Origin of the sequence: Azospirillum brasilense, assembly GCF_007827815.1 — a bacterium.
Classification (GTDB): Bacteria; Pseudomonadota; Alphaproteobacteria; order Azospirillales; family Azospirillaceae; genus Azospirillum; species Azospirillum brasilense_C.
On the sequence record NZ_VITH01000001.1, the window covers coordinates 736,081 to 760,850 of the forward strand.

Consider the following 24,770-nt stretch of genomic DNA (forward strand, 5'->3'; position numbering starts at 1 on the left):
GTGCCACAAAACGGAAATGCCACAGATGCGCGTTCGGAAGATCTTGGGCTTCGCCGTTCTCGCCCTGGCCCTGCTGGCCGGCGCCTATTCGGTGTGGTGGTGGCAGGCCGCGGCGGCGGTGGAGCGCGGCGTGCTCGCCTGGATGGACGAGCAGCGGGCGGCCGGCGCGGTGGTAAACCATGGTGGGCTGAGCGTCGGCGGCTATCCCTTCTCCATCCGCGCCGCGCTGGAGGCGCCGCACCTCGCCACCCGCGATGTGGAATGGCGGGGCGCCCGGCTGGTGGCGGAGGCGCCGCCCTGGAACCACACGCGCATCGCCCTGTCGCTGCCCGGCGAGCAGCGGGTGACGGTGGTGCAGGCGAACCAGCCGCCCTTCACGCTGGTCGCCCGCGACGGCGGCCGGGGGCATGTCGGCCTCACCCTGACCGGCCAGCCGGTGGAGGCGCAATTGGCCTTCACCAACCTCGTGGCGCAGCCCGAGGCCATGCCCGTTCCCATCGCCACTCTGGACCTGACCGCCACCCAGCCGTCCGAGCCGCCGGCCAGCCACACCGACACCGGCTTGTCTGTCACGCTGGACGCGCGCGGCGCCACCCTGCCCGACGGCGCGCCGGACGCGCTGGGCCGCGAGGTGCAGCGGGTCCTGCTGACCGCGCGCATCCTCGGCCAACCGCCGAAACCGGAGCCGGTCAGCCTGTCGGCCTGGAGCCGCGACGGCGGCACGCTCCAACTCGACGGGCTGAATGTGGATTGGGGACCGCTGAAGCTGGCGATGAACGGCACGCTGGCGCTCGACGCCGCCTTGCAGCCGCAGGCCGCGCTGACCGCGGAGGTGCGCGGGTATCAGGCGGTGCTGGACGCGCTCCAGGGCATGTTCCGGCCCAAGGAGCTGGCGATGGCCCGCACCATGCTGGGCTTGCTGGCCCGCCCCACCGGGCCGAACGGCGAGCCGGTGCTGACCGCTCCGGTCACCGTGCAGAACCGCGGGCTGTTCCTGGGGCCGCTGAAGGTCGCGGCGCTGCCGGCGGTGGTCTGGTAGAGGCAACGTCTTGCCCCCACCCTTCCCACGCTGCGCGTGGGCCCCTTCCCTCCCCCGCTTCGCAGGAGAGGGACCAAATCCCCTCCCCTGCGTCAGCGGGGGGAGGGTTAGGGAGGGGGCAAAGCGTCGGTAAACAACAACCTCACGCCGCCTGCAGCATCCCCTGCATATCCTCGTAGGACGGCAGATGGTCCAGCTTGCCGACCGCCGACACCGCCATCGGGCCGGCGAAGACGCGGTTGGCCGCCGCCGCCACAGCCTCCGGCGTCACGGCGTCGATCCGCTCGAAGATCTGCTCGATGGTCCGCACCTCGCCGGTGCGCAGCAGGGTGCGGGCGAAGCGGTCGGCGCGGCGCATGGTCGATTCCAGCGACTTGCCGACCGAGAAGCGCATCTGCTCCTTCGACCGTTCCAGCTCCACCGCGGTCACGCCGTCGCGGGCCTTGCGCAGCTCCTCGAAGAAGACCGGCACCAGTTCCGCCACCTCCTCCGGCCCGGTGCCGGCGTAGAAGCTGAGCGCGCCGCCGTCCGAGTATTGGATGGGCGCCGCGTAGACCGAATAGACCAGCCCGCGCTTCTCGCGGATCTCTTGGAACAGGCGCGAGGTCATGCCGCCGCCCAGGATGTTGGCGAGGTGGCGAAGCGCGTAGCTCGCCGAATCCTCGGTGCCGACGCCAGGGAAGGCCGCCATGAAATGCACCTGCTCGGCGTCGCGCTTCAGCAGCGCCGCCCCGCCCTTGTTGACGACCGTCTCCTGGAAGGGGTCGTCCTTGGCGGTCAGATGGCCGAACAGCGCCTCCGCCCGGCGCACCACGGTGCCGTGATCGACGTTGCCGGACACCACATAGACCATGCGGCGCGGGTCGTAATGGGACACGTAATCGAACAGATGCTCCCGCCCGAAGCCCGCGACGTTCTCCTTCGGGCCGAGGATCGGGCGACCGAGCGCTTGCCCGTCGAAGGCGGTGCGGCGCAACGCCTCGTAGACCACGTCCTCCGGCTCGTCGGCGTAGCGGCCGATCTCCTGGATGACCACGCCGCGTTCCTTCTCGACCTCCTCCTCCGGAAAGACGGAGTTGAGGACGATGTCGCCGATGATCTCGCAGGAAACGTCGACGTGCTTGGCCGCCATCTGCGTGTAATAGGCGGTGACGTCGTAGTCCGTGTAGGCGTTGAACTCACCGCCGCGGTTCTCGATCTCCAGCGCGATGCCCAGCGCGTCGCGGCTTTTCGTTCCCTTGAAGATCATGTGCTCCAGGAAATGGGCGATGCCGTTCACCGCCGGCCGTTCGTTGCGCGCCCCGACGCCGACCCAGACGCCGCTGGTCACCGTGCCGAGATGCGGCAGGTGGTCCGTCAGCACGCGGAATCCGTTGGCGAGGGTGGTCAGTTGGATCGTCACACAGGGTCTCCTGGTTGGGCACGGGATCGCCCGGAACATCGGGGGCGTTGCATTGACGTGGGGCGCCGTCCGCACAGGAACAACGCTCCGCGTTCTGGGGTCAAGGTCGGGGTGAGACGCGCCGTCAACCGCGCGGCGGCGCCAAGGCGGCGCTGAGAGCGCGGCGGTTGCGGTGCGCGCGCATCAGCAGCGGCGCCGGAACGTTGCCCGGCACCTGCAGGCGACCGCCCGGCAGCAGCCGGACGCCGTGCCGTTCCAGTTCGTTCAACAGCTCCGCCATAGACCGACGCATGGCTTCCTCCAGCGAGCAGAGTTTCACTGCTCGCATCATGGCGGAGAAATTCAATAGGATCGATATGGCTCATCCTATCTCACCGATAGGATGAGCCTATTCATTCCGCCGTTCAATGCCGGCTTTTCAGGGATGCCAGACGGTCCGACAGGGTGCTGGGCGCCGGCTTCGCCCCCGTGGCGGCATCGAGCGCGGCCTTGATGTTGGGATCGTCCTCTTCCGGCTTGGACGGCTTCAGCAGGCGGGCCTTGGCGCTGGACGCCTCCGCCTGGGCAAGATCGCGGGCCGCCGCGTCCTGCATCGCCTTCAGCGCCGTGCCGAGGCTGGAGGTGGCGCCGCTCAGCCCCGCCGCCTGCCGGGCCGCCTCCGCCCGCTGCTCGGCCATGTCGCGCTGCTGGGCGGCGCGACCCATGTCCCGTTCGGCCCGCTGCAACGCGCTGCGGGCGGCCTTCAGCTTGCCGCCGGCCTCGGCGTAGGTCGTCTCCAGCATGGTCAGAAACTCGCGCGCGTCGACGGCGTCCTGCTCCTCCCGGTCGATGTCCGGAGCCATCTGCTCCAGCATCCCCACCAGCGTCTCCAGGCTCTTTTCGAGCTGCGCCTTGCGGCCGGCGTCGGCTTCCGACTCCATCTGGCGCTGCAGATGCTCGGCGGCGGCCATGCGCTGGCGCGACAGCTGGAGGATGGCGTCGGCCTCCTTCTGCTCCTTCTCATAGGCCGCACGGGCTTGGGCGACCTGAAGGCCGAGGCTGTCCAGATGCTCTTCCATCGTGCGCAGTTCGGCCTCCGTCGCGGCCTTCGGGTCCCAGCGGACCAGGGCCTCCACCGCCGACTGGACGGCCTGATCGGTCTTCACCCCGACGAGGTTGCGGATGAACGAGATCATGGTTGCGGTTCCTCTCAGTTTGGGCGGGCCTGTTCGAGCGGGTCTTCAGCCCGCCATGGCTCCGGCGTTCAGCAGCGCGACGGCGATCTGGAGGCCGGCCAGCGCCGTGCCAGCCGCGACGTTGCCGGATTCGATCATCGTGCGCAGGTCGCGGAACAGCCAGATGGCGATCAGGAAGGTAATCAATTGCAGCACCAGCGCAACGGCTCCCCAGATCAGGATGTCCGCCAGGACGAGGCTGGTCGCCAGCGTCGCCGCCAACGGGATCGCCAGGGCCACCATCGTGCCGCCCAGCACCACGCCGGCGGCCTGGTTGCCGTTCGCCAGCAGCTCGCGCTCGTGCAGCGGCGTGACCGCGACGTAGACGGCCACCCCGATCAGGAACAGAGCCAGGGTCGCTCCGAAATGCAGAAGCAGCAGCGGCAGGCCGGATTCGAGACCCTGCAGGATTTGCGCGACGCTGGTGTCCATGGTGTCTTCCATACGGGCTGGCGGGATCGGGCGGGAAAATCAGGCGAGAGAAAGGGAGGCGGGGTTGACGTCGATGCCGGCGCGGACCTCCACCCATGCCTCGCCACCGTCCTCCACCGCCGCGACCAGCACATATTCTGTGCGGGGCGCGGGGTCGGCGGCGCCGGTGGGAGCCGCGTAGAGCATGGCGGTTACGCGGCGGGTGCGGCTGCCGCGGTGGTCGGTCAGAGTCTCGTCGAATGTGACGGGGGCGATGCGGGACGCGCCGGGCGACCATTGCCGCCCGTACAGCTTGCCGTCCTTGGTCTGGAACTGCGGATAGCCGATCATCCCGTCGCCAGGGTCCAGCCAGAAGCCCCACTCGTCGTTGTCGGTGGGGTGCACCTCGTCCAGCACGGAGAACCAGCGGCATTCGTCCGGCGCGCCCCCCGCTCCCAGATGAAGCTGGTAGAAGCCGTTCCCGTCCGGAAGATAGAGACGGTGCAGCGTCACGCCGCCGCCCGTCAGCGTGCCGACGGCCGCCACGCTGACCATCGAGCCAGCGCCCTCCGGGGCGGTGGCCTTGATCGCGCCGCCGCCCAGCAGGAAGGGCGTGGGATCGGGCGTCAGCGTCATGCCGACGCGGAACAGCGAGGGTTCGTAGGACGCGCCGGTGGCCTTGGCCTTCACGATGCCGGCGGCGGTGCTGGCGGCGGCGCCCCAGGGTGAACGGGTCATGGCGGAACCTCCGGATCGGGAGCCCGACGAGCGGCGGCGCAGGAGGGTCACCGCCGCCACCATCCCCCCGACGAGGACAATCAGAAGAATCAGGGTGCCCAAACCGCCCCCGCCGCCGGAGGACTCCTCCGGGGCGGACGGCGTCTCCGGCGCGGCCTGCGCGACGTCCCGCGGGATGTCGGGCGGCAGATAGTTGGGGTCGCGCGGCCGGTCCTCCTGCGCGCGCAGGCGGGTGTCGAGATCGTCCAGGCGCTGGCGCAGGTCGGGGTCGCCCTGCGCGCGCCGTTCCGCCTCCGCGCGCCACTCCGCGTAGCCGGGGTCGCCCTGGTGGTTGTGGAACCAGTCGGCGTAGCCGGGGCGCGACAGGTTGTCGAGCAGGAACCACAGGAACAGCCCGTTCCACAGCCCGAAGCTGGAACGGCCGCCGGAGGCCCAGCCCGGCGCGCGCCAGCCGCCGTACCAGCCGCCCGGACCATAGCCGCCGGTGCGCCGCTGCCCCCAGCCCGCACCGGAACCCGACCCCCAGCCGCCGCCCTGCCATCCCCCTCCGCCCCAGCCGGACCCGGACCCGGAACGGGGCGGCGGCGCGGCGACCGGCGGGGTGCGTTCCCGCTGTTGCTGTTGCTGCTGTTGCGCCCGGTAGCGGTCCAGCGCCTCGCCGCTCGACCGCCGCGACACGCCCAGATCGCCGCCGCCGGACGGCGACCCGCCGGGCAAGCCATAGGACGGCCCGCTCTGGGGACGGCTGTAGCCGCCGCTGCCGGTGGACGGCGTGCGCGAGGGAGCGGAGCGGGTGGAGAAGGACGGGGTGCGCACGGCCGGGCGGCTGTATCCCCCGCTGGAGCTTCGGCCCCCACCGGCCCGCGCCTCGACCGCCTGCGGCCAGAGCAGCGCGGCGGTGGCCGCGGCCAGCCCGGCGGGCACCGCCGCGGACGTGGCGGCGGGCAGCGGTTGCAGCGGCGCCAGCGCCAGAAGAACGCTGAGGAGCCGGGCGATGATCCGGTGTCGAAAGGGCATGGAGCCTGGGGGCATGAGGCCTGCGCGGTGCCGTGGATGCCGGCCAGAACACCCTACATGCCCAATTGTTCACCATCAACCTCCGCGCCGGCCAACCTTCTCGCGGCGGGTCAGACATGGTGATGCGGCGGCCTGCGCAGAAACCCCGCCGCCGCGTTCATTGCAGAAACCATGAGGAATTCAGGAAATCGCCGCCCCTCCACAGGGTCGGCGGGAGCAAGTTGTAATACCACTTCTATGGCCGGCGCTTGAAAACGTGTCGCAGGCGGAGCGTTGACTTGACGACTCCCAAGGCCGCGACGTAAGACATCTCCGTTCCGCGGAAGTTCCTTCCGGAATGGTAGGACCAGCGGCGTGGCAAGACGCCGCAAGGGCAAAAAGCCGGGTCCGCGAGCGCGCCCCTGGGTCGGGGAATCGGACGACTGTTGAGCAACCTTGGATGAGAGGACCGCACCGTGCTTGAAGCTTACCGCCAGCATGTCGCTGAGCGTGCCGCGCTCGGAATTCCCGCCCTGCCGCTTTCGGCCAAGCAGACCGAGGAGCTGGTCGACCTTCTCCTGAACCCGCCGCAGGGCGAGGAAGCCTTCCTGGTCGACCTCATCACGCACCGCGTCCCGGCGGGCGTCGACGACGCCGCCAAGGTCAAGGCCGCCTTCCTGGCCTCGCTCGCCAAGGGCAACGAGACCTCGCCGCTGATCTCCAAGGTCAAGGCGACGGAGCTGCTGGGCACCATGCTCGGCGGCTTCAACATCAAGCCGCTGATCGACCTGCTGGGCGACGCCGAGTGCGGCGAGGCCGCCGCCGCCGGCCTGAAGACCACGCTGCTGATGTTCGACTACTTCCACGACGTCAAGGACCTGGCCGACAAGGGCAACGCCAACGCCAAGGCGGTGATCCAGTCCTGGGCCGACGCCGAGTGGTTCACCTCGCGCCCCGAAGTCCCGGCCAGCCTGACGCTGACCATCTTCAAGGTGTCGGGCGAGACCAACACCGACGACCTGTCCCCGGCCCCGGACGCCTGGTCGCGCCCGGACATCCCGCTGCACGCGCTCGCCATGCTGAAGAACCCGCGCCCCGGCATCGTGCCGGAGGAAGCCGGCGTTCGCGGCCCGATCAAGCAGCTTGAGGATCTGAAGGCCAAGGGCAACCTCGTCGCCTATGTCGGCGACGTGGTCGGCACCGGCTCCTCGCGCAAGTCGGCCACCAACTCGGTGCTGTGGTGGACGGGCGAGGACATCCCCTACGTCCCGAACAAGCGCTTCGGCGGCGTCTGCCTGGGCTCCAAGATCGCCCCGATCTTCTACAACACCATGGAAGACGCCGGCGCCCTGCCGATCGAGCTTGACGTCTCGCAGATGGAGACGGGCGACACGGTCGAGCTGCGCCCCTACGAGGGCAAGGCGCTGAAGAACGGCGCGGTGATCGCCGAGTTCACCGTCAAGTCCGACGTGATCTTCGACGAGGTGCGCGCCGGCGGCCGCATCCCGCTGATCATCGGCCGCGGCCTGACCGCCCGTGCCCGTGAGGCGCTGGGCCTCGCCCCGTCGACCCTGTTCCGCCTGCCGTCCTCCCCGGTCGACAGCGGCAGGGGCTTCACGCTCGCCCAAAAGATGGTCGGCCGCGCGGTCGGCTTGGCCGAGGGCCAGGGCGTGCGTCCGGGCACCTATTGCGAGCCGAAGATGACCACGGTCGGCTCGCAGGACACCACCGGCCCGATGACCCGCGACGAACTGAAGGATCTGGCCTGCCTCGGCTTCTCCGCCGATCTGGTCATGCAGTCCTTCTGCCACACCGCGGCCTATCCGAAGCTGGTGGACGTCAAGACCCACCGCGAGCTGCCGACCTTCATCTCGACCCGCGGCGGCGTCGCCCTGCGTCCGGGCGACGGCGTGATCCACTCCTGGCTGAACCGCCTGCTGATGCCCGACACCGTCGGCACCGGCGGCGACAGCCACACCCGCTTCCCCATCGGCATCAGCTTCCCCGCCGGCTCGGGCCTCGTCGCCTTTGCCGCGGCCACCGGCGTCATGCCGCTGGACATGCCGGAGTCGGTTCTGGTCCGCTTCAAGGGCGCGCTGCAGCCGGGCGTCACGCTGCGTGACCTCGTCAACGCGATCCCGCTCTACGCCATCCGCCAGGGCCTGCTGACGGTGGAGAAGAAGGGCAAGAAGAACATCTTCTCCGGCCGCATCCTGGAGATCGAGGGTCTGCCCGAGCTGAAGGTGGAGCAGGCGTTCGAACTGTCCGACGCCTCGGCCGAACGCTCCGCCGCCGCCTGCACCGTCCGGCTCAACAAGGAGCCGATCATCGAGTACATGCGCTCCAACATCACCCTGATGAAGTGGATGATCGCCAACGAGTACGAGGACGCCCGTACGCTCGGCCGCCGCATCAAGGCGATGGAGGACTGGATCGCCAACCCGTCGCTGCTGGAGCCGGACGCCGACGCCGAGTACGCCGCCGTGATCGAGATCGATCTGGCCGACATCAAGGAGCCGATCGTCGCCTGCCCGAACGACCCGGACGACGTGAAGCTGCTGTCGGAGGTTGCCGGCGACAAGATCGACGAGGTCTTCATCGGCTCCTGCATGACCAACATCGGCCACTTCCGCGCCGCCGGAAAGATCCTGGACGGGAAGACCGACATCCCGACCCGCCTGTGGATCGCCCCGCCGACCAAGATGGACGCCCAGATCCTGACCGAGGAAGGCTATTACGGCGTTCTCGGCAAGTCGGGTGCCCGCATGGAGATGCCCGGCTGTTCGCTGTGCATGGGCAATCAGGCGCAGATCCGCAAGGGCTCGACGGCCATCTCGACCTCGACCCGCAACTTCCCGAACCGCCTGGGCATCGACACCCGCGTCTATCTCGGCTCCGCCGAGCTGTCCGCCGTCGCCGCCCTGCTGGGCAAGCTGCCGACCCCGGCCGAGTATCTGGAGCAGGTGAGCGTCGTCAACCAGAAGGCCGGCGACATCTACCGCTACATGAACTTCGACCAGATCAAGGAGTTCCAGGACGTGGCCGACACGGTCGCCGCCTGATCCGCCTGCATCTCTTCCCCTCCCCTCGCGCAAGCGGGGGGAGGTCGGGAGGGGATATCCACAAACGGTAGCCGGCCGGCGATCCCTGCGGTAGACTGTCTCCATGAGAGCCACCATCGACCGCATTGAAGCCGGCCGCCTGCTTCCTCCGGACGACCTCAAGCGCCTCGGCCTGTCTCCGCGGCGTCTACTGCGTGTTGTCCTTGAGACCGTCGACGATGAGGACGACATCTCAATCACCGAGATGAACGCGAAGGGCGGCGCCTTCAACCATCTTGCCGACGAACCCGACCTCTACTCCGACACCGACCTCATCGAACGCAATGAAGATTTCGTTCGGTGACGTGCTGCTTGCGCGCTTTCCTTACACCGACTTGACCGGCGACAAGCGTCGCCCGGTTCTGGTGCTCTCCGCCAACAACGACGGAGAAGACATCGTCGTCTGTGCCATCACGTCACGCCCACACACCGGCCCCTACGACATTCCGGTTGCCCCAACCGCTGACAATGGCCTCAAAAGTCTGTCGCGCGTTCAATTCGACAAGGTTGCGACGCTCGAACGCAGCATTGTCGCCGGCCGCCTCGGCAGGCTTCCGGAAGTGTTCATGAATGACCACAAGTCCCTTTTCTTCACGCTGTTCGGCTTCCAACAAGGGTAAGCACGCTTCCTGTGCGGCATGGCTTCGGCCCAAAGCCCGTCTTTCCGGACGCAACCGCTCTTTCCCAGTCAACCAGCCCCCGCCAGATACGCCCTCGGCGACGCCCCCAGCGTCCGCTTGAACATCGTCGTGAAGGCCGCCGGATTGTCGTAGCCGAGGTCCAGCGCCACCGTCGTCACCGGCACCCCCGCGACCAGCCGAGGCAGGGCGGACACCAGGCACGCCTGCTGGCGCCATTCCACGAAGCTCAGCCCCGTTTCGCGTCGGAACAGCCGCGTGAAGTTGCGGCGGCTCATGCCCAGACCGTCGCTCCAGTCCTCGATCGTCGCCTGGATCGTCGGTTCCTGGAGGAACCGCCGGCAGCGCTCCGCCAGGGCGGCGTGGGCGGGAAAGGGCAGCGACAGCGGCTCCACCGGCAGACGGTGCATCTCGTGCAAAAGCAACGCCATCACCGCGCCGTCGTGGCTCTCCGGGTCGTAGTCCACCGGCACGTCGATCGCCCGCCCGATCAGGCTGCGGAAGAAGGGCGACAGCGCCAGCACCTCGCAGCGGCCCGGCATGGTGTCGGCCAGCGCGGGAGCCAGATAGAGGCTCTGTGTCATCACCATCCCGATCATCCGGACCTCGTGCGGGACGCCCGGCGGAATCCACAGCCCGCAATGGGGCGGCATCACCCAACGCCCCTGGGCGGTGGACAGCAGCAGCGTTCCCGTCGCCCCGGACAGCAACTGGCCGCGCCGATGCGTGTGGGCAGCCAGCACGGTGCCGTCCGCATGATCCTGTCCCAGGGTGATCAGCGGGCGGGGCGACTCCTCGACCGTCTCGATGCGCAGGTTCCGGACCATGGCCCAGTCTCGTAAGAAATCGGCCTGACCGCGGTGGCAGGCCGTCGCGGCTCACCATAGGCTGTTGCTCCACACCAAGCAACGCGCCGCCCGCCCGCCGAGCAAGCGCCAAAAAAGGCTTCCTTTCGTGACCGACACCACCCTGTCCCGGCCCAAGGCCGGGGGGACGGCCCTGCCCGTCCTGGGGACGATCAGCGTCTGCCATCTGCTGAACGACCTGATCCAGTCCCTGCTGCCCGCGATCTACCCGATCCTGAAGGGCGGATTCGACCTCAGCTTCGCGCAGATCGGCCTGCTCACCCTGACCTACCAGATCACCGCCTCGCTGCTTCAGCCGATCATCGGGCTCGCCACCGACCGGCGGCCGGCGCCCTATTCCCTGACCATCGGCATGGGGGCGTCTCTGGTCGGGCTGGTCACGCTGGCCTTCGCGCCGAATTACGCGGCGCTGCTGATCGGGGCGACCATGCTGGGCTTCGGCTCCTCGGTCTTCCATCCCGAGGCGTCGCGGATCGCCCGGCTGGCCTCCGGCGGCGCGCACGGGCTGGCGCAGTCGCTGTTCCAGGTGGGCGGCAACGCCGGCTCGGCGCTGGGGCCGCTGCTGGCCGCCTACATCATCCTGCCGCGCGGGCAGGAGAGCCTGTCCTGGTTCGCGCTCGCTGCCCTGGGTGGCATGGCGCTGCTGACCGGCATCGGGCGCTGGTACGCGCGCAGCGACCACGCCCGCCCGGTTCGCCGCGGCGCCGCGGTCCGTCACCCCGGCCTGACCCGCGGGCAGGTGAACCAGGCGCTGGCGGTGCTGATGGTGCTGATCCTGTCCAAGTACGTCTATCTGGCCTGCCTGACCAGCTACTACACCTTCTTCCTGATGAAGCGCTTCGCCCTGGCCCCGGACTCGGCGCAGCTCTGCCTGTTCGTCTTCCTGGCGGCGGTGGCGGCGGGGACGATCATCGGCGGGCCGGTCGGCGACCGGATCGGGCGCAAGACGGTCATCTGGATCTCGATCCTCGGCATCCTGCCCTTCACGCTGCTGCTGCCCCATGTCGGGTTGACGGCGACGGTCGCGCTCAGCGCGGTGATCGGGCTGGCCCTGGCCTCGGCCTTCCCGGCCATCATCGTCTACGCGCAGGAACTGATGCCCGGCCGTGTCGGCATGGTCTCCGGCCTGTTCTTCGGTCTGGCCTTCGGCATCGGCGGCATGGCCGCCGCCGGGCTCGGCGTCCTGGCCGACTGGAAGGGCATCGGCTTCGTCTTCCAGGCCTGCTCGGTCGTGCCCCTGCTCGGCCTTGCTGCCGCGCTGCTGCCCAACGTTTCCCCGCACAAGGAGTCCTGACCACCTGAAGGCCGCGCCGTCCCCGACGGCGCGGCCCCCCCCTTCGCAGAATTCCCACAAATCCGTCATGGTCATATTGCAAATGCGAATCATTCTTATTATCATTCACTGCAGGCCGGACGTTCCCGCCTTTGCTTGCCGGCCCTGACCCGATTGGCCCACAGGATTGCCCAGAGAGAGACCATGAACGTCACGATCATCTATGGCTCCGACGGCGGCGCGACCAAGTCGGTCGCCTTGCGCATCGCGAAGAAGATTCAGGGGAAAACCGTCGACATCGCCCGCGCCTCCGCCGCGGATTTCGAGAATTGCGACCTGCTGATCCTCGGCGCGCCGACCTACGGGGTGGGCGATCTGCAATGCGATTGGGAGGCCAATTTCGGCGCGCTGACGGCGGCCAACCTGAACGGCAAGAAGGTTGCCCTGTTCGGCACCGGCGATCAGGTGACCTACCCGGAGTCCTTCGTCGACGCGATGGGCACGCTCTACGATCAGGTGGTGGCGCAGGGCGGGGTCGTCGTCGGCTTCACCGACACCACCGGCTACGAGCATTCGGGCTCCACCGCCGAACGCGACGGGCGGTTCGTCGGGCTGGCGCTCGACCAGGACAACCAGTCCTCCCAAACCGACAAACGGATCACCGCATGGATCAGCCAACTGACATGACGCCTCATGACGGGTTGTCCATGCCCGTCCACCTGCTCGGGCACCATCTGTACGAGTACAGCAAGGGCGTCCGGCCCATGGTCATGATGACTCTCAGCACGCGGGACGCCGACACGGTGACCCGCAAGCTGGCCGAGCGGTTCGTCGACTACCACGTCCAGACGGTGACCGAGGCCAAGGTCAACGTCTTCTTCGGCAACCCGTCCTGCGTCGCGATGGTGCGCAGCGTCGTGCGCAAGCCGTTGAACCAATTGACCCCGGAAGAGGATTTCATCCTCGGCACCCTGCTCGGCTACGATCGCGAGCAGCAGTGCCGGCGCTTCCTGGCTATGGCCCAAGCCGGAAGGGAGGGGGCCGGAAGAGAGGGGGCCGGGCGGGACGGGGCGGTGTCCTGAACCATCCGTCGGGGCACCACCCCCACCATCCGGAAAAAGGCCCTTTCGGCCTCGACAGGCCGGGCCGCCGTCGTACAGACTGCCTCCCCAAATAGAATGGAAAACAACCAAGGGGAGGCAGGGATGGCGGCGGCTCCGTCCGGGATGATGTTCGAGAATCCGGAGAACGGCCAGCGGGAGGCGGTGACCAACCGCGAGATCCTCTGGGCCTTTCTGCTCGGCCCCATCTACTTCGCGAAAAAGGCCGAGTGGCTGCACGCCGGGATTCACGCGGCGCTGATCCTCATCTCCATCCCGCTGTGGCCGGCGGGCGCCCTGATGACGCTGGGCGTCTGGGTCGGCTACGCCTGCGCGGCGCCGACGATCCTGGAATACCGGTACCAGAAGATGGGCTGGGAGAAGGTCGCGGGCTGAGTCAGCCTCACGGACGGCGTCCGGTCCCGTCGGGCGTGCGGATCGGCAAAACCGCCAGAATCGACGCGACGCAGGCGTCGACCGCGCGGCCCGCCGTGTCGACGACAATGGCCGGCCCGTCCCAAGGCTCGTAGGTCCGGCCCGTCACCGCCACCCAGGAGGGCGGACGGTGTCCGGCGATGTCGCTGTGGCGGGTTTCCACCCGATGCCGGTGCTCCACCGGGTCCGAGCACACGACCTCCACCTCGACCAGCGGCACCCCGGCGCGGAGCGCCGTGGCGCGCCACGCCTCGCGCGTGACGCGGATGGGGTTGACCGAGTCCGCGACGACGGTGGCGCCAAGCCGAAGATTGTCGCCGGCCACGGCGTAGGCGACCACATAGCCCTGCGGGCCGACAGCCTCCCCGTCGGCGCCATCGGCCATGCGGATCGCCTGCTCGATCGTATCGATCCGCAGATGAAACGCGCCGAGCCGGCGCGCCAACACGCGGGCGATGGTCGTTTTGCCGGTTCCGGGCAAGCCGCCGAAGACGATCAACATGCGCCACTCTTTTCAGGGCCGGAGCCTGCCTCGTTCCACACCCGTCACGCGGCGGCGCCGAACTCCTCCGGCGTCAGCACCAGCACCCCGTCCTCATCGGCGAAGACCAGATCGCCGGGGTTGATGCGGATGCCGGCCAGCGTCACCGGCAGATCCTTCTGCCCCTCGCCGTTGCGGACGGTCTTGCGCGGGATGGCCGCCAGCGCCTTGATGCCGAGGTCCAGCGTGGCGAGCACCGCGGCGTCGCGGACACAGCCGTGGATGACCACGCCCGCCCAGCCGTTCTTCACCGCGTCCTTGGCGATCAGGTCGCCCATCAGGGCGGCGCGCAGGCCGCCGCCGCCGTCCACCACCAGCACCTTGCCCTGCCCCGGCGTGCCCAGCAGTTCCTTGACGCGGGAGTTGTCCTCGAAGCACTTCACGGTCACCGCCGCGCCGCTGAATTTGCAACGCCCACCGAAATCGCGGAAGACGGGGTCGGCGACGCGGGCGGTCTTCTCGAACCGGTCGTAGAGGTCGCAGGTGCTGTCGAAATCGGTCATGCGGTTTCGCTCCCCTTCTTTAGCCGTTGGCGGCAGAATACCCGCAGTGCGGCGATGGTCAATCCTCCGGGGCGGCGATGGCGCCCGTGCTGGTGCGCTCCAGGATGGCGCTGCGGCGGAAGCGGTACAGCTCGGCGGGGCGCCCGCCGGTCTGGCTTTCATACTGGCCGGTCGGCTCTACCAGCCCGCCGGAGATCATCAGCCGGCGGAAATTCTGCTTGTGCAGCCGCTCGCCGGACAGCGCCTCCACCACTTGCTGAAGCTGGTGCAGGGTAAAGGTCGGGGGCAGCAGCTCGAACACGATGGGGCGGTATTTCAGCTTGCCGCGCAGCCGCTCCAGCGCCGTCGCCAGGACACGGCGGCCGTCACGGGCCATCGGGCGGCCCAGCGCGCGCGGCATCTCCAGCCGCACCGTCCGTTCCTCCACCCCCGCCCGGCGGGCGAGGTCGTGGTCGCGGAACGCTTCCACCACCAGCCCGGCTTCGTAGAGCAGCTCGTAGCGTTCCAGCACCCGTTCGGAGTCCCACTCTCCGCCGTCCAGGGCGAAGGCCATGCGGGCGCGCTCGCCGCGGCGGGCGCGGGCGGGCTCGTCCGGCGCCGCGGCGACCCAGCGGGCCAGCGCCGGACGGATCACCGAATCGAGCAGCGCCGGCGGCGAATCGCGCCAATCCTCCCAGGGGAAGAATTCGTAGAGGCCGCGCCATTCCGCGCCGTCGATGCGCAGCGGCGCCTCGCGCAGCAGCGCCAGATAGCCGACCACCAGCGAGCGCGGACCGCCGAACAGCTCGTGCGGGTCGCGGTAGCGGTCGCCGAAGCTGTAGAGCTGCTCGACATAGCGCAGGGTCAGCCCGGCCGCGTCCTCGGCCACCGCGCGCAGGCCGTCCTGGAGCGTGCGGAAGCGCTCGGGATCGAAGGGCGCGCCCGGCAGGGCGTCGCGGTGGGGCGGCGGCTCGTCGCCGCGCCGGTGCGATTCGGGGATTTCGAAGCCGCTGCGCACGGTCACCACGCGCGGCTCGGCGCCGTTCGCCGGGGACACGCCCACCGAAACGATGGCCGCCGTCAAGCCGATCTGTGTTTCCAGGCCGATTTGTGTTTCCAGGCCGATCTGTGTTTCCGAGCCGTTCCGTGCTTCCCCTGCCACGCGCCACCCCGTTGCCGATCCGTCGGCGGCAGGATAAGCGGCCCGCCGCGGCAAATCACCGGTCTTTCCGCCGGACACCCCCGTGAAATCTCGCCGCAAGCCGGCCCGGCATGACACTTTTGTGACTCCCCACGGGCGCCGGGGATGTTACACCAGCCGCGACGCTGAGGCTCGCGCGCGTCCGTGCGGGTTCCCCAGCGCTGCAGGCCGGCGTAAGTTGGAGAACCACGCATGCTGAATTTGTTCCGGGCCCTGATGCCGCGCGAAGAACGGTTTTTCGACCTGTTCGCCGACCACGCCCGGACCGTCGCGACGGGCGCGGAAGCGCTGCGGGCGATGATGGCCAGCGGCCAGGACCTGGAGGAGCGGTTCCAGACCATCCGCCGGGTCGAAAGCGAAGCCGACGCCATCGAAAGGAACATCCAGCTCGCCGTCCACCGCACCTTCATCGTGCCCTTCGACCGTTCGGACATCCAGGAACTCGGCAAGCGGATGGACGACGTTCTCAACCTCATCGAGGAGACCGCGCGTCACCTCGTGGAGGCGGGCTTCATCGACTACACGCCGGAAATGCACGCCCAGGCCGACGCCATCGTGCGCTGCACCGCCCGGCTGAGCGCGGGCATCCCCCTGCTCCGCGACATCCCCAAACACGTCGAGCAACTCCACGCGATGACCGCCGAGGTCTCGCGGATCGAGAGCGAAGGCGACCGGCTCCTGCGCGAGGCCAAGCACCGGCTGCGCGACGAGAGCGGCGGGCTCGACGCCCCCATCACCCATCGCCACGCCCTTCAACGCGAGATCATCGAGCTGCTGGAACGCGTGCTCGATGCCTGCGAGGACGTGGCCGACACCATCGACGGCATCATCGTCGAACAGGTCTGATCCCATGGAAGCCGCTTCCCTCGCCCTGCCCATCCTCATCGGGCTGATCGGCGTCGCCCTCCTCTTCGATTTCCTCAACGGGCTGCACGACGCGGCCAACTCCATCGCAACGGTCGTCTCCACCCGCGTGCTGAAGCCGCGGACCGCCGTCGCGATGGCCGCCTTCTTCAACTTCATCGCCTTCCTGTTCTTCGGGCTGCATGTGGCGACCACCATCGGCACCGGCATCGTCGGGGCGGGGGTGGTCGACCCGCACGTCATCTTCGGCGCGCTGATGGGCGCCATCGTCTGGAACGTCTTCACCTGGTGGCTGGGCATCCCCTCCAGCTCCTCCCACGCGCTGATCGGCGGCCTCGTCGGGGCCGGCGTGGCGAAGGCCGGGCTGGACGCCGTGGTGGTGTCCGGTCTGGCGAAGACCGCCGCGGCCATCGTGGTCTCGCCGGTGGTCGGCTTCCTGCTGGCCAGCGTGATGATCGTGGCGGTGTCCTGGCTGTTCCGGCGCAGCACGCCCTTCGCGGTCGACCGGCTGTTCCGCCACATCCAGATCGGCTCCGCCGCGCTCTACAGCCTGGGGCACGGCGGCAACGACGCGCAGAAGACCATGGGCATCATCGCCGTCCTGCTCTACTCGCAGGGCCTGTTGGGCGATACCTTCCACGTGCCCTTCTGGGTGGTCATCACCTGCCAGGCGGCGATGGGGCTGGGCACGCTGTTCGGCGGCTGGCGCATCGTCAAGACCATGGGCTCCAAGCTGACCGACCTGAAGCCGGTCCAGGGCTCCTGCGCGGAGACGGGCGGGGCCATCACCCTGTTCGTCGCGACGTGGCTCGGCGTGCCGGTCAGCACGACCCACACCATCACCGGCGCCATCATCGGCGTCGGCGCCGCCCGCCGCACCAGCGCGGTTCGCTGGGGCTTGGCGCAGGGCATCGTCATGGCCTGGGTCATCACCCTGCCGGCAACCGCCATCGTCGGCGCGCTCTTCTACGAAGTGTCGCTGGCCCTGTGGTGACCCCCGGCGGGGCCGGAACCGGGCACGGCGGGCCGAAGGGTCCGCCACCGGCCGGCCTCCCGGCAGACTCCGAAACGCGAAAAGGGCGGCCCGAGAGGCCGCCCTTTTTCGTACCGTCCGCACTGTGATCTGGAGCGGGCGAAGGGATTCGAACCCTCGACCCCAACCTTGGCAAGGTTGTGCTCTACCCCTGAGCTACGCCCGCGCCGCTCCAGCGGAGGAGCGCCCGTATACGCCCCGGCGGCGGCCAAGGCAAGCCTATTTTTTCACGCGACACCAATCCTTGCGGTGAAGCCGCCTCGGCACGGCGGGAATGCAGCGCGGGCCGGGCCGCCGCTTGCGGATTGCATAAGAAAGCATACCAACATATGTTACGCTGCCTCGTTCAGAACAAAATTGCCAATCCATTGTTTTGAATGTCTGCGCATTTGAATTTCTTTCCTCTAACATGCCGATGACGCTCCGCAGGGGGGCTTCGATGGCCGGAACGGACATGGACTTGGGCGGACCGCAACCGATGCCCATGACGGCGCCTCGGGAGGCGTCGAGCCGTGTCGTGCCCGCCCCCGACGCCGCCCGCCCCGTCGAAACGCCGGATGGCGGGGCGGCCCGGCGCAACAGCGCGGAACGCAAGGTCGTCACCGTCCTGTTCGCCGACATCGTCGAATCCTCCAGCATGGTGTCGGGCCGCGACCCCGAGGAGGCCGACCAGACCCTCCTCACCATCCTGCAGGTCCTGACCGACGCGGTGGAACGCTACGGCGGGACGGTGGCCCAGGTGCTGGGCGACGGCATCATGGCGGTGTTCGGCGCTCCCTCGGCGCTGGAGGACCACGCGCTGCGCGCCTGCCTCGCCGCGCAGGACATCGCCCGCTCGGCCATCGATTCGGACGAGTTCAAGATGCGGATCGGCATCAGCTCGGGCGAGGTGGTGGCCCAGATCATCGAGACGGGCGTCTGGACCGACTACCGCACGGTGGGCGAGACCGTGCATGTCGCGGCCAAGCTGCAGCAGCGGGCGAACCCCAACAGCGTGCTGCTGAGCCGCGAGACCCTGGACCTTGTGCCCAAGGGCCTGACCGTCCGCCCGGCGGGAACGCTGCGCCTGTCCGCCGCGGCGGAGCCGGTGACCGCCTTCGCGCTGGAGGCGGCGCAGGCGATGCGCCGCACGGCGATGGACCTGCTGTCCGCCGAAGGCACCCTGTTCGTCGGGCGCCAGCCCGAACTGACGCTGCTGACCGGCGCTCTGCGGCGGGCCGAACGGGGCCAGGGCGCCTGCGCCATCCTGATCGGGGAGGCCGGCATCGGCAAATCCCGTCTGACCGGAGAGCTGATGCGCAGCCCGGAGGCGGCGGCCTTCACCACGACCATCTGGCCGCAGTTCCCGATCCGCCGCCTGGGCGATCCCGACGACCTGGAGGCGGCGGCCCGCTGCCTGGCCCAGGCGGTCTGCGGAGCGATGGATGGCCCGGCGGGGGACGGCGTGGCGGTGGCGCGGCTGACCGCCGCGGCGCGCAGCGGCGGCGAACTGGCCGGTGAGGCGATGCGGGAACTGCTCGGCCAGCCCTCCGTCCACCCGCTGTGGCAGGGGCTCGACCCCGCCCAGAAGGCCGATTTCAGCGTCGAGGGGCTGGTCGCGGCGATCCGCGAGCTGTCCGTCGAGCGCCCGCTGCTGATCCTCGTCGAGGACGCGCACTGGACGCGCGGACTGACCAACCGCCTGCTCGACGCCCTGGCCGAGGGAGCGGAGGACGCCCGGGTCTTCGTCCTGGTCACCTCGCGGCCCGATGCGCCCGCCGGCTGGTCCGCGCCGGACACCGTCCACGCCATCACGCTCGAACCGCTGGAGCCGCTGCAGGCCGACGAGTTCCTCGACCATTGGCTCGGCCACAGCCCGTCGCTGGCCGACCTGAAGGCTCGCGTCGCGACGCAGAGCCAGGGCGTGCCGCTCTATCTGGAGGAATCGCTGCGCACCCTGGAGACCACCGGGGTGATCGTCGGCAGCCCGGGACGCTACAGCTTGGGCAAGACCGACGCCCGGATGGTCCTGCCCGCCACGGTGCACGGCCTTCTGGCCTCGCGGATCGACGCGCTCGACCCCGGCCCGCGACGGGTCCTGATGCACGCGGCGGTGATCGGCACCTCGGTCGACCTGGGCCTGCTGCGCGCGGTGTCCCCGGTTCCCGCCGCCGACCTGCCGGCGGCCCTGGCCCGGCTGGAGCAGAGCGGCTTCTTCGCGCGCTCCCGCCTGCTGCCGAACCTGGAGCTGACCTTCCGCCACGCGCTGGTCCAAGAGGTCGCCTACGCCACCCTGACCAAGCGGGAGCGCCAGCCGCTGCACGGGCGGGTCCTGCACGCCCTGCGCCGGCGGTCCGACCGCAACCTGCCGAACCGGGCGGAGCTGATCGCCCATCACGCCTTCTACGCCGAGGATTGGCCGCTCGCCTGCGCCTACGGCCGCCGCGCCGGGCGCCGGGCGGAAATGCGCTGCAAGCATTTCGACGCCGGACGCTTCTACGAGCAGGCGCTGAAGGCCCTGGACCATCTGCCGGACACCCGCCGCAACACCCAGCGGCGCATCGACCTGTGGGTCGGCATTCCCCTCGTCCTGCTGCCGCAGGGGCGCCAGCTGGCCGGCGACCCGCTGGAGGAGGCGCGGGACATGGCGCTGGGCATCGACGACCGCATCCGCTACGCCCGCGCGACTTCGCTGAAGGCGTCCTTCCAATGGGTCTACGGCGTGCTCGACGGCGCCATCGCGCTCAGCCGCAGCGCGCTCGACCATCTGGGCAACCGCGGGACGATGGAGCTGCGCATCCAGGGACTGATGCGGCTGGGCGGCATGCTGGTGGACAAGGGCCATTTTCCGGAGGCCCAGGAGAAGCTGGAGCAGGCGCGCAGCCTGGCGCTGGCCCACGCCCCGCGCGCGCGGTTCGGCCTGACCGCGGTGGCGGTCGCCATCACCGCCGCCTACCAAGGCCGCTGCCTCGCCGAGCTGGGGCGCGACGAGGAGGCCGTCCGGGTGATGCTCCACGCCCTCGACATCGCGGAAGAGGTCGGGCACGCCTTCTCCGTGTCGTCGGTGAAGGTCCATCTGGCGCTGGTCCACATCATCGGCGAGCGCTTCGCCGAGGCGCTGCCGTTGTTGAAGGACGCCATCACGATCACCGAGGCGACGCGCCTGCACATCTTCCAGCCGATCACGCTGGGGGCGCTGGGCTACGCCATCGCCCGCACCGGCGGTGCCGTGGAGGGCGCGCGGCTGCTCAACGCCAGCCTGGAGCAGGCGCACATCCTGAATCACTCGCTGCCCAGGCCGCGCATCCTCAACTGGATGTCCGACCTCGCCCTGGAAACGGCGCAGCATGAGACGGCGATCGGCTGCGCCGCCAAGGCGCTGGGCATCGCCACGGATGCCGGCCAACTGTCCGAGCAGGGCTGGTCACACCTCGCCCTGGCCCAGGCCTTCACCGCCGTCGGCCAGCATCACGAGGCCATGGAGCATCTGGCAGCCGCCGAGACGATGAGCCACCAGCTGTCCATGTTGCCGCTCGCCGACCGCTGCCGGACCTTCCGCCGCTGCCTCGCAGCCTCCAGCCCGGTGACGTGAACCAGCTTGACGTGATCCAAGCCTGATGTGATCCGGTGACGCCCCCGCCGGGGCGTCAGGCCACCAGCGTGGTGGTGCCCGCGGCGGTGCTGCGGAAATGGTTCAGCACATAGACCCGGACGCTGGTGGCGAAGGGGATGCCCTCCGTCCGGCTGTCGTGGATGTCGGCGCACAGCGCCTCCAGCGACCGGCCCTGGGACTTGGCGATGTCCTTCAGCCCGTCCCAGATCGTCGCCTCCAGCCGCAGGCTGGCGCGGCGCCCCCCGATGGTCAGCGAGCGCGTCACCACGGCGGGGGGAGCCGTGAGCGAGCTGAGGTCGGCCATCTCGTCGAGGCTGCGGGGAATGCGGCGGTCCAACTTCATCGGTACGCTCCTGTCTCGGCTGGCCGCTTCTCGGCCTGGCGAATTTTTCCCGGGTCGCCGGATTTTTTCCGGGACTAAACATGCGTGTGTGCGCGTGTAAGCGATTTTTACCCAGGCAACGGGCGTCCGGCATGTGAAGTTCTTCACAGTCCGGACGGGTCATAGCGGCCAAGGTTTCGACATACCGCAGTATTCCGCGGTTCCTCGAAACCCCACGCCCAGGAGCTGTTCCCATGACCGCCATCATCGACCAGACCGCCCTCATCCGTGGTGCCGACGGCCGTCTCTTCGCCGTGACCGCCCAGGGCGTGACCGAGGTTGCCGAGCCGGCCACCGCGCTGACCGCCGCCGCCCGCATCGGCGACCGCCGCGCCTTCAACAGCGACGACCACGAGGCCGCCCGCCACGCGATCACCCCGGGCCTCTGACCGGCGGGCAAACCGCCTGGGCCCGTCCGTCGGGCCTGTTCTTCGGGCCGTGGCGGCCGGCGTTTCCCTGGCCGGCCTGCCACGGTCCCCGCCCGGCTCTCGTGCTTCGCCGGTTTCGATCCGGATTGACCACGGGCATCCCGTGGCGGCGTCCCAAGGCGGAGACCCTTTCCCATGCCCCTCGATTTCGTCCGCGGCCTTGTCCGGGACCCGGCCATGTCCGACCAGCCGCTGAAGGTGCACACCACCGGAACCCACCGGATCGCCACGCCGGAGCAGACGCTGGCCCGCGTCACCCCCTTCCTGCCCGTCATGGGCATCACGCGGGTGGCGAACGTCACCGGGCTGGACCGCGTCGGCATCCCGGTCGTGATGGTGACCCGGCCGAATTCCCGGTCCGTCTCCGTCGCCCAGGGCAAGGGCGTCACGCTGGCCGCCGCCAAGGCGTCGGGCGTCATGGAGGCGATCGAGAGCTACCACGCCGAACGCATCACCCTGCCCCTGAAATACGCCAGCTACGACGAACTGCGCTGGACCCACCGGGTGGTGGACGTGACCCGCCTGCCGCGGCTGTCGACCAGCGCATTCACCCCGCACACCCCGATGCTGTGGATCGAAGGCGACGATCTGCTGGGCGGCGGGCGGATGTGGGTGCCCTTCGAGACGGTGCATCTGAACTTCACGCTGCCGATGCCGCCGGGGTCCGGCTGCTTCCTGGCCGGGTCGAACGGGCTGGCCTCGGGCAACAGCCTCGCCGAGGCGACCGCGCACGCCATGACCGAACTGGTCGAGCGCGACGCCGCCACGCTGTGGCGCCTCGCCTCCCCGGAGGCCCAGGCCGCCACCCGCATCGACCCCGACAGCGTCGCCGATCCGGTCTGCCGCTCCCTGCTCGACCGCTTCGACGACGCGGGCGTCGCGGTCGGCCTGTGGGACATCACCAGCGACATCGGCCTCCCGGCCATCCTTTGCCGCATCGCGACGCGCGAGGATTCGCCGCATCACAGCGTCCGCCCGGCCATGGGCATGGGCTGCCACGCCGCGCCGGAGATCGCGCTGTCCCGCGCCCTGACCGAAGCGGCGCAAAGCCGGCTGACCTTCATCGCCGGGGCCCGCGACGACATGCCCCGCTCCGAGTACGAACGCCACCTCGACCCGGTGCAGCACGCGCGCTGGACGGCGCTGATCACCGGGGGCGCCGGGCGCCGCGACTTCGCCGCCCTCCCCAGCCTCGCCGGACGCACCATCGAGGAGGATCTGGCCGGCCAGCTCGACCGGCTGCGCGCCGCCGGCATCGAGGAGGCGGTGGCGGTAGACCTGACCAAGCCGGAGTTCGGCATCGCCGTGGTCCGTCTGGTGATTCCCGGCCTGGAGGGGCTGGACTCCTCCCCGGACTACGCGATGGGCGCCCGGGCGCGCGCCGTGGCCGGCCTGTGAAGCCGGCCGCGGCCGTAGAGAGTATGCAGAGTATAATGAGAGCGAAGGCGGAGACTCCCATGCAGACGCCGGACGGCCTTTACCTCTTCCTCGGTCCCACACTGTCCCGCGCCGATGCGGCCCGGCGCCTCGACGCCACCTACCTGCCGCCGGTCGCCCAGGGCGACATCATCCGGCTGTGCGCGCGCAAGCCGCGGGCGATCGGCATCGTCGACGGCTACTTCGAGAACATCCCCTCCGTCTGGCACAAGGAGATCCTGCACGCCATCCACCAGGGCGTGGCGGTGTTCGGGGCGTCCAGCATGGGCGCCCTGCGCGCCGCGGAACTGCACCCGTTCGGCATGATCGGCGTCGGCGCCGTCTTCGAAGCCTTCCGCGACGGGCGGCTGGAGGACGACGACGAGGTGGCGGTGATCCATGGCCCGGCGGAACTCGGCTATCCCGGCCTGTCCGAAGCGATGGTGAACATCCGCCGCACGCTGGCCGACGCGGCGCAGGAGGGCGTCGTCCCCGCCGCCACGGCGCGGCGGCTGGAGGCCATCGCCAAGGCCCTGCCCTACCGCGAGCGCGGCTATGGCCGGGTGTTCCGCCTCGCCGCCGCCGAGGGCCTGCCGGACGAGGAACTCGCCGATCTGCGCCACTGGCTGCCCACGGGGCGCTGCGACCAGAAGCGCGAGGACGCGCTCGACCTGCTCCGGACCATGGGGCGCTGGGCGTCGGACGGCGGGCGGGCGCCCGAGGCGCGCTTCCATTTCGAGCACACCGCGCTGTGGGACCGTGCCCTGCGCGACGGCGCGCACCACCGGATGGGGAATCCGCTGGACTGATCGTCCGCCGGGTGCCATCAACGGTCCGACGGAACTCAACCGGGACCGCGAGCGCCATGGCCTTACTGAAGGACGTCGCCGGCATCCTGCGGCGCAACCGCATGTTGGGGGTTCTTGACGACGACCGGATGCAGGAGCTGGTCACGCTCGGCCGGGTCTCGCGGTTCCACGAAAACCAGACCGTCTTCAGCAAGGGCGATCCCGGCGATTGCCTGTACGCGATCATGAAGGGGCAGATCGCCGTCTCGACCTCGTCGGAGGACGGGAAGACGATGCTGCTCAACATCCTGAATCCCGGCGACGTGCTGGGGGAGATCGCGCTGATCGACGGCAAGGACCGCACCGCCGGGGCCACCGCGTTGCGCCCGGCGGAACTGTTCCGCATCGACCGTCCGGAATTCATCTCCTTCCTGGAGCGGCACCCCTCGCTATGCATCCGCATGATGGGTGTGCTGTGCGAACGGCTGCGCTGGGTGTCGGAAAACATCGAGGATGCGGTTTTCCACGACGTGCCGCGCCGGTTGGCCCGGCGTATCCTGCTGCTGGCGGACACCTATGGGCAAAAGACGCCTGCCGGGCTGCGCATCAACCAGCCGGTGTCCCAGGAGGCGCTGGCGTCGATGCTTGGTGTCACGCGCGAGATGGTGAACAAAAGCCTGCGTGCATTGCGCAGCGCCGGAGCGATTACCTATAACAAAGGTTTTATTGTCGTCACCAATCTATACATGCTTAAGGATATGGCGGGAGAGTCGGGCGACGTGCCATAAGGCCACTCAGCACATCCGCTGAGTTTTATCGTCGCAAATTTT

25 protein-coding genes and 1 tRNA gene are annotated in these 24,770 nt (G+C 69.4%); 15 read left to right on the forward strand and 11 right to left on the reverse strand.

Features of this window, described 5'->3' with window-relative positions; translation table 11 throughout:
- Positions 1 to 25 precede the first annotated feature (25 nt).
- Positions 26 to 1,039 (forward strand): DUF2125 domain-containing protein, encoded by a 1,014-nt coding sequence (locus FBZ83_RS03400; protein WP_145681058.1) that lies wholly within the window; start codon positions 26 to 28, stop codon positions 1,037 to 1,039.
- A gap of 142 nt (positions 1,040 to 1,181) precedes the next feature.
- On the opposite strand, the gene FBZ83_RS03405 is transcribed toward FBZ83_RS03400, so the two are convergent.
- The 5 genes from FBZ83_RS03405 to FBZ83_RS32250 form a co-directional block, all read right to left on the reverse strand.
- Complete coding sequence (locus FBZ83_RS03405) at positions 1,182 to 2,441, reverse strand: M16 family metallopeptidase (RefSeq protein WP_145681059.1); 1,260 nt, start codon at positions 2,439 to 2,441, stop codon at positions 1,182 to 1,184.
- 124 nt (positions 2,442 to 2,565) lie between these two features.
- On the reverse strand, positions 2,566 to 2,733 hold the full coding sequence (locus FBZ83_RS31305; RefSeq protein WP_186464732.1) for a hypothetical protein: 168 nt from the start codon (positions 2,731 to 2,733) through the stop codon (positions 2,566 to 2,568).
- A gap of 112 nt (positions 2,734 to 2,845) precedes the next feature.
- Positions 2,846 to 3,616, reverse strand: a complete 771-nt coding sequence (locus FBZ83_RS03410) for a hypothetical protein (protein WP_145681060.1) — start codon at positions 3,614 to 3,616, stop codon at positions 2,846 to 2,848.
- 45 nt (positions 3,617 to 3,661) lie between these two features.
- A complete protein-coding gene (locus tag FBZ83_RS03415) occupies positions 3,662 to 4,087 on the reverse strand; it encodes a DUF350 domain-containing protein (RefSeq protein WP_145681061.1) in 426 nt (141 codons plus the stop codon).
- Between the two features lie 39 nt (positions 4,088 to 4,126).
- Complete coding sequence (locus tag FBZ83_RS32250; protein ID WP_282186883.1) at positions 4,127 to 5,821, reverse strand: DUF2491 family protein; 1,695 nt, start codon at positions 5,819 to 5,821, stop codon at positions 4,127 to 4,129.
- 455 nt (positions 5,822 to 6,276) lie between these two features.
- Here FBZ83_RS32250 and acnB point away from each other — a divergent pair, with 455 nt between their 5' ends.
- The 3 genes from acnB (at position 6,277) to FBZ83_RS03440 (ending at position 9,521) form a co-directional block, all read left to right on the forward strand.
- On the forward strand, positions 6,277 to 8,862 hold the full coding sequence (gene acnB, locus FBZ83_RS03430; RefSeq protein ID WP_145681063.1) for a bifunctional aconitate hydratase 2/2-methylisocitrate dehydratase: 2,586 nt from the start codon (positions 6,277 to 6,279) through the stop codon (positions 8,860 to 8,862).
- Positions 8,863 to 8,965: 103 nt separating this feature from the next.
- Positions 8,966 to 9,205, forward strand: a complete 240-nt coding sequence (locus FBZ83_RS03435; protein ID WP_145681064.1) for a hypothetical protein — start codon at positions 8,966 to 8,968, stop codon at positions 9,203 to 9,205.
- On the forward strand, positions 9,186 to 9,521 hold the full coding sequence (locus FBZ83_RS03440) for a type II toxin-antitoxin system PemK/MazF family toxin (protein WP_145681065.1): 336 nt from the start codon (positions 9,186 to 9,188) through the stop codon (positions 9,519 to 9,521). Before FBZ83_RS03435 ends, FBZ83_RS03440 begins: the two co-directional genes overlap by 20 nt.
- A 68-nt stretch (positions 9,522 to 9,589) precedes the next feature.
- Here the strand turns inward: FBZ83_RS03440 and FBZ83_RS03445 are convergent, their stop codons facing one another.
- The gene (locus FBZ83_RS03445; RefSeq protein ID WP_145681066.1) at positions 9,590 to 10,366 is read right to left on the reverse strand and encodes an AraC family transcriptional regulator; all 777 of its coding nucleotides are present in this window, start codon (positions 10,364 to 10,366) and stop codon (positions 9,590 to 9,592) included.
- A gap of 127 nt (positions 10,367 to 10,493) precedes the next feature.
- Between FBZ83_RS03445 and FBZ83_RS03450 the strand changes: the two genes are divergently transcribed.
- The 4 genes from FBZ83_RS03450 to FBZ83_RS03465 all read left to right on the forward strand — a co-directional run bounded on the left by FBZ83_RS03450 (position 10,494) and on the right by FBZ83_RS03465 (position 13,174).
- Positions 10,494 to 11,699 (forward strand): MFS transporter, encoded by a 1,206-nt coding sequence (locus tag FBZ83_RS03450; RefSeq protein ID WP_145681067.1) that lies wholly within the window; start codon positions 10,494 to 10,496, stop codon positions 11,697 to 11,699.
- A 183-nt stretch (positions 11,700 to 11,882) separates the two neighbouring features.
- Positions 11,883 to 12,365, forward strand: a complete 483-nt coding sequence (fldA, locus tag FBZ83_RS03455) for a flavodoxin FldA (RefSeq protein WP_145681068.1) — start codon at positions 11,883 to 11,885, stop codon at positions 12,363 to 12,365.
- Positions 12,344 to 12,760 carry a DUF2023 family protein gene (locus tag FBZ83_RS03460; protein WP_247888119.1) on the forward strand — a complete coding sequence of 139 codons (417 nt, stop codon included), beginning with the start codon at positions 12,344 to 12,346 and terminating at the stop codon, positions 12,758 to 12,760. The genes fldA and FBZ83_RS03460 overlap by 22 nt, the downstream gene beginning before the upstream one ends.
- Before the next feature lie 123 nt (positions 12,761 to 12,883).
- Positions 12,884 to 13,174, forward strand: coding sequence for a hypothetical protein (locus tag FBZ83_RS03465; protein ID WP_145681069.1), 291 nt, complete (start codon positions 12,884 to 12,886; stop codon positions 13,172 to 13,174).
- A gap of 7 nt (positions 13,175 to 13,181) precedes the next feature.
- Here the strand turns inward: FBZ83_RS03465 and FBZ83_RS03470 are convergent, their stop codons facing one another.
- Genes FBZ83_RS03470 through FBZ83_RS03480 form a run of 3 tightly spaced genes read right to left on the reverse strand, consistent with a single transcriptional unit; the run spans position 13,182 to position 15,398 of the window.
- On the reverse strand, positions 13,182 to 13,715 hold the full coding sequence (locus FBZ83_RS03470; protein WP_145681070.1) for an AAA family ATPase: 534 nt from the start codon (positions 13,713 to 13,715) through the stop codon (positions 13,182 to 13,184).
- Between the two features lie 44 nt (positions 13,716 to 13,759).
- On the reverse strand, positions 13,760 to 14,257 hold the full coding sequence (gene rraA, locus FBZ83_RS03475) for a ribonuclease E activity regulator RraA (RefSeq protein WP_145681071.1): 498 nt from the start codon (positions 14,255 to 14,257) through the stop codon (positions 13,760 to 13,762).
- A gap of 58 nt (positions 14,258 to 14,315) precedes the next feature.
- A complete protein-coding gene (locus FBZ83_RS03480; RefSeq protein WP_247888120.1) occupies positions 14,316 to 15,398 on the reverse strand; it encodes an NUDIX hydrolase in 1,083 nt (360 codons plus the stop codon).
- A 231-nt stretch (positions 15,399 to 15,629) separates the two neighbouring features.
- Between FBZ83_RS03480 and FBZ83_RS03485 the strand changes: the two genes are divergently transcribed.
- Together FBZ83_RS03485 and FBZ83_RS03490 are read left to right on the forward strand one after the other, a co-directional pair.
- Positions 15,630 to 16,283, forward strand: coding sequence for a DUF47 domain-containing protein (locus FBZ83_RS03485; RefSeq protein ID WP_145681072.1), 654 nt, complete (start codon positions 15,630 to 15,632; stop codon positions 16,281 to 16,283).
- Between the two features lie 4 nt (positions 16,284 to 16,287).
- Positions 16,288 to 17,295, forward strand: a complete 1,008-nt coding sequence (locus FBZ83_RS03490) for an inorganic phosphate transporter (RefSeq protein WP_145681073.1) — start codon at positions 16,288 to 16,290, stop codon at positions 17,293 to 17,295.
- Positions 17,296 to 17,425: 130 nt separating this feature from the next.
- Here the strand turns inward: FBZ83_RS03490 and FBZ83_RS03495 are convergent.
- Positions 17,426 to 17,500 (reverse strand) — tRNA-Gly (locus FBZ83_RS03495).
- A 318-nt stretch (positions 17,501 to 17,818) separates the two neighbouring features.
- Between FBZ83_RS03495 and FBZ83_RS03500 the strand changes: the two genes are divergently transcribed.
- Positions 17,819 to 20,905 (forward strand): ATP-binding protein, encoded by a 3,087-nt coding sequence (locus FBZ83_RS03500; protein ID WP_186465955.1) that lies wholly within the window; start codon positions 17,819 to 17,821, stop codon positions 20,903 to 20,905.
- 55 nt (positions 20,906 to 20,960) lie between these two features.
- On the opposite strand, the gene FBZ83_RS03505 is transcribed toward FBZ83_RS03500, so the two are convergent.
- The gene (locus FBZ83_RS03505) at positions 20,961 to 21,269 is read right to left on the reverse strand and encodes a ribbon-helix-helix domain-containing protein (protein ID WP_145672829.1); all 309 of its coding nucleotides are present in this window, start codon (positions 21,267 to 21,269) and stop codon (positions 20,961 to 20,963) included.
- Between the two features lie 233 nt (positions 21,270 to 21,502).
- On the opposite strand from FBZ83_RS03505, the gene FBZ83_RS03510 reads away from it, so the two are divergent.
- The 4 genes from FBZ83_RS03510 (at position 21,503) to FBZ83_RS03525 (ending at position 24,728) form a co-directional block, all read left to right on the forward strand.
- A complete protein-coding gene (locus tag FBZ83_RS03510) occupies positions 21,503 to 21,697 on the forward strand; it encodes a hypothetical protein (protein WP_145672832.1) in 195 nt (64 codons plus the stop codon).
- Between the two features lie 174 nt (positions 21,698 to 21,871).
- Positions 21,872 to 23,134, forward strand: a complete 1,263-nt coding sequence (locus FBZ83_RS03515) for a YcaO-like family protein (protein ID WP_145681075.1) — start codon at positions 21,872 to 21,874, stop codon at positions 23,132 to 23,134.
- A 59-nt stretch (positions 23,135 to 23,193) separates the two neighbouring features.
- A complete protein-coding gene (locus FBZ83_RS03520; protein ID WP_145681076.1) occupies positions 23,194 to 23,961 on the forward strand; it encodes a TfuA-like protein in 768 nt (255 codons plus the stop codon).
- A gap of 56 nt (positions 23,962 to 24,017) precedes the next feature.
- Positions 24,018 to 24,728 carry a Crp/Fnr family transcriptional regulator gene (locus FBZ83_RS03525; RefSeq protein ID WP_145681077.1) on the forward strand — a complete coding sequence of 237 codons (711 nt, stop codon included), beginning with the start codon at positions 24,018 to 24,020 and terminating at the stop codon, positions 24,726 to 24,728.
- Positions 24,729 to 24,770: the final 42 nt, after the last annotated feature.